At 68.9% G+C, this 6,790-nt stretch carries 4 protein-coding genes and 2 pseudogenes; 5 read left to right on the top strand and 1 reads right to left on the bottom strand.

Annotation, left to right across the window (positions count from 1 at the left end; translation table 11 throughout):
• The 4 genes and pseudogenes from AB3347_RS11445 to AB3347_RS11430 all read left to right on the top strand — a co-directional run.
• Positions 1 to 357: pseudogene (locus AB3347_RS11445) on the top strand (type VI secretion system ATPase TssH); the annotation flags it as partial.
• A 14-nt stretch (positions 358 to 371) separates the two neighbouring features.
• A complete protein-coding gene (locus AB3347_RS11440) occupies positions 372 to 2,192 on the top strand; it encodes a long-chain fatty acid--CoA ligase (RefSeq protein WP_369091915.1) in 1,821 nt (606 codons plus the stop codon).
• A 60-nt stretch (positions 2,193 to 2,252) separates the two neighbouring features.
• Entirely contained in the window at positions 2,253 to 3,356 is a 1,104-nt protein-coding gene (locus tag AB3347_RS11435) for a universal stress protein (protein WP_369091929.1), read from the top strand.
• A gap of 130 nt (positions 3,357 to 3,486) precedes the next feature.
• Positions 3,487 to 3,650, top strand: a pseudogene (locus AB3347_RS11430) (hemolysin D); the annotation flags it as partial.
• Between the two features lie 87 nt (positions 3,651 to 3,737).
• On the opposite strand, the gene AB3347_RS11425 reads toward AB3347_RS11430, so the two are convergent.
• Positions 3,738 to 3,905 carry a hypothetical protein gene (locus AB3347_RS11425; RefSeq protein WP_369091931.1) on the bottom strand — a complete coding sequence of 56 codons (168 nt, stop codon included), beginning with the start codon at positions 3,903 to 3,905 and terminating at the stop codon, positions 3,738 to 3,740.
• A gap of 201 nt (positions 3,906 to 4,106) precedes the next feature.
• Between AB3347_RS11425 and AB3347_RS11420 the strand changes: the two genes are divergently transcribed.
• Positions 4,107 to 6,788, top strand: coding sequence for a GNAT family N-acetyltransferase (locus AB3347_RS11420; protein ID WP_369091914.1), 2,682 nt, complete (start codon positions 4,107 to 4,109; stop codon positions 6,786 to 6,788).
• The last annotated feature ends 2 nt before the right edge of the window (positions 6,789 to 6,790 follow it).

The raw sequence follows: 6,790 nt of genomic DNA, 5'->3' as shown, positions 1-6,790 counted from the left end.
CACTTCCGCCCCGAGTTCATCAACCGGATCGACGAGATCGTGGTATTCCATGCGCTCGACGAGAAGAACATCGGCGCGATCGCCAAGATCCAGCTGCACAACCTGGAGCAACGCCTGGCCAAGATGGGCATGACGCTCGATATCGACGACGAAGCGCTGCAGAAGATCGCGGAAGCGGGCTACGACCCGGTGTACGGCGCCCGTCCGCTCAAGCGCGCGATCCAGCAGCAGATCGAAAACCCGCTGTCGAAGGCGATCCTGGCCGGCAAGTTCGGGCCGAAAGACACCATCCCGGTGCGGGTGCGCGGCGACGCCCTTGTCTTCGGGGCGGCCCCGGACGAGGCGCTTTCCACTTGAACAGGAGACCACACTTGACCGCTTTTGACGGTGCAGCGCACGGGCCGGGGGCGCTACAGGATTGCCATACCCTGGATGGACTGTTTTCCTGGCGGGCCGCCCAGAGTCCGGACGCCCCGGCCTATCTTGCCTACGATCCTGCATCCGCCAGCTGGAACTCGTTCAGCTGGCAGGACATGGCGCAGCGGGTCACGCGCGTGGCGGCGGCGCTGGCCTCACTCGACCTGCCGCGTGGAGCGCGTGTCGCCATCCTGCTGCCGAACGGGATCGAGGCAGTCAGCGTCGACCAGGCGGCGCTGGCCCTCGGCTGCGTGCCCGTTCCGATGCATGCGCTCGACAATCCAGCAAGCATCGCCTACATCCTGGCGGATAGCGATGCCGCGGTCTTGGTAACGCAGAACGCAGCCCAATGGGAAGCGATCGCCAGTCTCGGCACGTCGTTTCCCGGCCTGCGCAAGGTGCTCGTCGTCGAGGCGGTGGCAGCGGATGGTCCGGGCCTGGGCCCCTGCGGATTCGCCGGCTGGATTGCGGCGGCGGCGCCGCGCGCGCCGGGCGCGGTGCACGGCGCCGACGACCTTGCCGCCCTGGTGTACACATCGGGCACGACAGGCAGGCCGAAAGGCGTCATGCTCACCCATCGCAACGTATTGGAGAACGTGAAGGCGGTACTGCGGCGGGTGGCGCCCGAGCCGGGCGAGCTGTTCCTGTCCTTCCTGCCGCTGTCGCACACCTTCGAACGCACTGCCGGATACTACTTGCCCATCGCAGCAGGATGCATGGTCGCGTTCGCGCGTTCGCCGGCACTGCTGGCCGAGGACATGGCGCGCCTGCGGCCGACGATCCTGGTGTCGGTCCCGCGCATCTACGAACGGGCGCACCTGGCCATCGCCAACCAGCTGGCCGGCCAGCCCTTGAAGCGCCGGCTTTTCGCACTCGCCCAGGCTACCGGCTGGCGCCGCTTCTGCCGGCGCCAGGGCTTGCCGGTGCCGCCCGGAGCACCCGCTTGGCTGGACACGCTGAGCTGGCCTCTGCTCGAGCGGCTCGTGGCGGGCCCCGTGCGGCAGCGATTCGGCGGACGCCTGCGTGTCGCGGTCAGCGGCGGCGCGGCCCTGCCGGCATCGGTCGCGCAGAGCTTCATTGGCCTTGGACTGCCCATCCTGCAAGGCTATGGGATGACGGAGACCTCGCCGGTCGTCGCCGTCAATGCCCTGGATGACAACGATCCCGCCACCATCGGCCGGGTGCTGGACGGCGTCGAGGTCAGGATCGGCGAGTCGCGCGAACTGCAGGTGCGCGGACCGAACGTGATGCGGGGGTACTGGAAGCGGGATGCCGACACGGCGGCTGCTTTCGTGGACGGCTGGCTGCGCACCGGCGACCAGGCCGAGATCGTCGGCGGGCGGGTGCGTATCCTGGGCCGGATCAAGGAAATCATCGTCACCTCTACCGGCGAAAAGATCGCGCCTGCCGATCTGGAACAGGCAATCGCCGCCGATTCCCTGTTCGAACAGGTCTGGGTATTCGGCGAGAGCCGGCCCTACCTGGGCTGCGTGGTCGTCTTGAATGCGCAACGGCGCGCCGCGCTCGCCCGCGCGCGCGGGCTCGATCCGGACCGCGAGGCGGACGCCGCTTCACCCGCGCTGGTCGAAGCGCTGCTGGCGCGGATCGCGGAGCTGGTGACATCGTTTCCCTACTATGCCAGGCCGCGTGCCCTCATCGTCAGCCCGGCGCCGTGGACGCCGGAGAACACCCTGCTGACCCCAACCCTGAAGCTCAAGCGCCACAATCTCGCGCACCGTTTCGAGGCCGAGATCGCGGCCTTGTATGCGCGCTGAGCCACCGCGGCCGGATCGCCTGCCACCTGCGGGTTTTTTGCAGCAGATGGCGTGTTTTTGATGTGGGTCATACAAATTATTGACCAATCGCTACACACTGGCGTCGAACAAATTTATCCGCAGCAATCCGGCGTGTACCGGCAGGCGCAGCGCGACCACAGCCGGTCGCGGGCGCCGCCGATGCGGGATTGCGCGGCGATGTCATCCGCCGGCAGCGGCCGGCCTTTCAAGGAGAACCACATGTACCAGCGCATCCTGCTCCCGACCGATGGCTCGGAAGCCTCCCTGCACGCGATCCGGGCCGGGGCCGAATTTGCCCGCACCATGGGCGCCGAGGTGGTCGTGATGACGGCGACCCCGGAATTCAGCGCCTTTACTGCGACGAACGAGGCGATCGAGCAAAGCCGCCAGGAATACGAAGCAGCCGCGCGCGCGCGGGCGCAGCGCCTGCTGGACGATGGCGCGGCCGTCGTGCGCGATGCCCACGTGACTTGCCATGCGGTGCAGGCAATGGCGGACAACCCCTACGAAGCCATCATCGCGACGGCGCGCGAACAGAAATGCGACCTGATCGTCATGGCATCGCACGGCCGCAAGGGCATCGCCGGCCTGCTGCTCGGCAGCGAAACGCAGAAGGTGCTGGCCCGCAGCACGATCCCGGTCATGGTGCACCGCGCATTGTCCCGGCAGGAGCCGGGAGCGCCTATCGGCTACAAGCGCATCCTGGTGCCGACCGACGGTTCGGCCATCTCTGCCCAGGTGTTGCCGGCGGCGATCGAATTCGCCCGGGCCTGCCAGGCCGAGATCGTGGCATTGGCGGTCGCCGTTCCGGAACCCATCCTGCCGTCGATCGAAGGCGCCATGGTGGTCGACCCGGGCCGGCAGTTCGAGGCGCTGCAGGAGGAGGCCCGGACTCTGGCTGCCGCGGTCGCGGAAAAAGCGGTCGCGGCCGGGGTTCGGTGCACCCCGCTCGTGCGGCTCGCACAGTATCCGGCCGAGAGCATCGTCGATACCACGCGCGAGCAGGCTTGCGACTTGATCTTCATGGGCTCGCATGGGCGCCGTGGCATCGGCCTGTTGCTGGCGGGGAGCGTGACCCAGGCGGTGCTGGCGGCGGCGCCGGTTCCGGTCATGGTCTTGCGCCCGCGCGCAGCCGCCGCCTGAAGGGCAAGCAAAGGGCAATGCAGACAGCGTGGCCGGCGCAACTGCCCAGTTGGCCATGCGGCGCAGCGACGAAGTGGCGGCCGGGGCCGCGGTCCTGCAGCGCCTGGCCGAGCTGGAGGCGGCCGGGCGGCGCCTGCAGCTGGATGCGGCGCCGGACTTCATCGTTCCGGCGACCGTGAGTGACGTGGCGAGCGTGGCCAAGTTCACCCCAAAATCGGTCGAGACCGCAGCGAACGCCAGAAGCTGATGTTCCGGGTCAAGGCGCGGGTCGACCGCCGGGTGCTCGAACGGTATGCGGCCCATGTCAAGGCGGGCGAGCACGCACCGCCCGGCAGCGCTTGCCCGCATTGCCGAGGCAGGCGAGACCTGCCTGCGCGCTTCTCAGGCCGCGATGCCGCGCCGCGCCGCCAGGCGCCGGACCTGGCATGCAGGCATCGGGCGACGCTGCCGCTGCAGCGCCGACACGGCCAGTACCAGGTCGGCCGACTGCCGGTGCAGCACGGCGCACAGTGCATGGACGTCAGGGCTGGCGAAGCGGCGGCGTATCATCGCGATTCCTTCGAAACATATTGATGGCTATCAGTTTCCGCGCTTGAAGAAAAAATTGGTATGACCTGCATCAAAAACTGCAGAGTCTCGACGGGAAACGCTTTTAGCAGGTTTTTGTTTCGCAGTTTTGATCTCAGTCAAACAAATTGCGCTCTAGTCCGGTACCCTTGGCGGCTCGACAATGTGTCTATGGGAGAGCGCATGAGCGTGCGGCATCTGGAGCATTTTTTCTCGGCACGTTCCGTTGCCGTGATCGGCGCATCGATACGTGCCGGCAGCGTCGGCGCGACCGTGCTGTCGAATCTTGTGAATGCGGGCTTCCACGGGGAGGTCTGGCCAGTCAACCCCAAGTACCAGGTGCTGGCCGGCTTGCCGGTCTATGCCGACGTGGAAGCATTGCCCGCCGGTCCGGAGCTCGCCGTGGTCTGCACGCCGGCGGCGACGGTGCCCGGCATCGTCGCTCGTCTGGGGAAGGCGGGCTGCAGGGCAGTGGTGGTGCTGAGCGCGGGGCTCGACGGAACCGGAGCCGATGGGCGTAGCCTGCGCCAGGCCATGCTCGACGCGGCGCGTCCCTTCCTGTTGCGCATCCTCGGCCCCAACTGCGTCGGACTGCTGGTCCCGGGAATCGGGCTGAACGCCAGCTTCGCGCCGGTCGCGGCACTGCCGGGGCGGCTTGCTTTCGTCGCCCAGTCCGGCGCCCTGGTGACGGCGGTGCTGGACTGGGCGCGGACGCGCCGTATCGGCTTCTCCAGCTTCGTGTCGCTCGGTGACGGCAGCGACGTCGATTTCGGCGATCTGCTCGACTACTTCGCCGGCGATCCGAACACCGACGCCATCCTGCTGTATGCCGAAAGCGTGCGCCAGGCGCGCAAGTTCATGTCCGCGGCGCGCAGTGCAGCACGCGCCAAGCCGACCGTGATCGTCAAGGCGGGGCGCGTGGCGGAGGCGGCCAATGCCGCCTTCAGTCATACCGGTGCGCTGGCGGGCTCCGACCTGGTCTACGATGCTGCGCTGCGGCGTGCCGGCATGCTGCGGGTCGACACCACCGCGGAGCTGTTCGACGCCGTCGCCATCCTGGCCCAGCCCCACCGTCCCGCCGGCGGCCGACTGGCGATTCTTACCAACGGCGGCGGTCCGGGCGTGATGGCGACCGACGCCCTGGTCCGCGGCGGCGGCGTGCTCGCACGGCTGGCCCCGGCCACCATCGACGGCCTGTCGCAAGTGCTGCCTCCTACCTGGTCGCACGGTAATCCGGTCGACATCATCGGCGACGCCCCGGCAGAGCGTTACCGTGTCGCCTTGCAGGCCGTGCTGGACGATCCGGAAGCCGACGCGGTGCTGTTCATCCATGCCCCGACCGCGATCGTCCCCAGTGCCGATATCGCGCGTGCGCTCCTGCCGCTGATGCGCGCCAGCCGGCTGCCGGTGCTGTGCTGCTGGCTGGGCGGAGACAGCGTGGCCCAGGCGCGTTCGCTGTGCCTCGACGCCGGCATGCCGGTGTTCGACACGCCCGAGGAGGCGGTGCGCGGCTTCCAGCAAATGGTCGACCACGGCCGCAACCAGAGGATGCTCGCCCAGGTGCCATCGTCCTGCGCGCCCTTCGCGCCGGAGCGGGACGTGGCGCGAACGCTGGTCGCGGGCTTGCTCGCGCGCGGCGTGACGGCGGTCGGCGAGGCCGACGCCAAGCGCATCCTGTCGGCCTACGGGATCGACGTGGTACGTACCGAAACGGCTGGCGGCGCGGATGAGGCGCTGGCGGCGGCGCGTGCGATCGGCTATCCGGTGGCATTGAAGATCCTGTCGCCCGACATCCCTCACAAGAGCGACGTGGGCGGCGTGGTGCTTGACCTGCCCGACGAGGCGGCGCTCGGGCGCGCGCTGGCCGAGATGGCGGCGCGGGTGGGGGCGCAGCGTCCGCAGGCGCGGCTGGCCGGCTTCACCGTACAGGCGATGGCGCGCCGCCCCCTTGCCCATGAACTGATCGTCGGCGTCGCCACCGATCCGGTCTTCGGCCCGGTGGTGCTGTTCGGCCAGGGCGGTGTTGCGGTCGAGGTCACTGCCGACCAGGCTGTCGCCTTGCCGCCGCTGAACCGGGTACTGGCCGCCGACCTGGTCGGACGTACCCGCGTGGCGCGCCTGCTCGCAGGTTTCCGTGACCGCCCGCGCGCCGACCTCGACGCCCTGTACGACGTCCTGGTGCGCGTGGGCCAGATGATCGTCGATTTGCCGGAGCTGGCCGAGCTCGACATCAACCCCCTGCTGCTCGACGCCGGCGGCGCGATCGCACTCGATGCCCGCATGCGCCTGGCGCCGCTTGCGCCGGGAGCGGATCCGCTCGCAAGGATGGCGATCCTGCCATACCCCGACTGGCTGGAGGTCCAGGTCGACAGCGCGCTCGGGCCCCTGACGCTGCGGCCGGTCCGTCCCGAAGACGCGCCTGCGCACCAGGCCTTCTTCCAGTCGCTCAGTCCCGAGGACATTCATTTCCGCATGTTCGGCATGATGCGCGAGCTGGCGCCGAACCAGCTGGCCCGTTTGACGCAAATCGACTATGCGCGGGAAATGGCCTTGATCGCCACGCGCGGCCAGGGCCGCGGCTCGGAGACCCTCGGTGTGGCGCGCGTGATCGCCGACCCCGACAATATCGAGGGCGAGTTCGCGGTGGTGGTGCGTTCCGACCTCAAGGGACGGGGCCTGGGGCGGATCCTGATGCAAGGGCTGATCGACTATTGCCGGCAGCGGGGGCTGGTGCGCCTGCGCGGCGCGGCATTGGGGGAAAACGCGCGCATGCACGCCCTGGCGCGGGCCTGCGGATTCGGGCTGCAGAGCGGTCCGGATGGCACCGTCGAGATGACGCTCGAACTCGCGCCGGAGCCGCGCTGACG

It is taken from the genome of Massilia sp. X63 (assembly GCF_041023745.1).
Taxonomy (GTDB): domain Bacteria; phylum Pseudomonadota; class Gammaproteobacteria; order Burkholderiales; family Burkholderiaceae_D; genus Telluria.
This window is presented reverse-complemented; position numbering and strand designations above follow the sequence as displayed.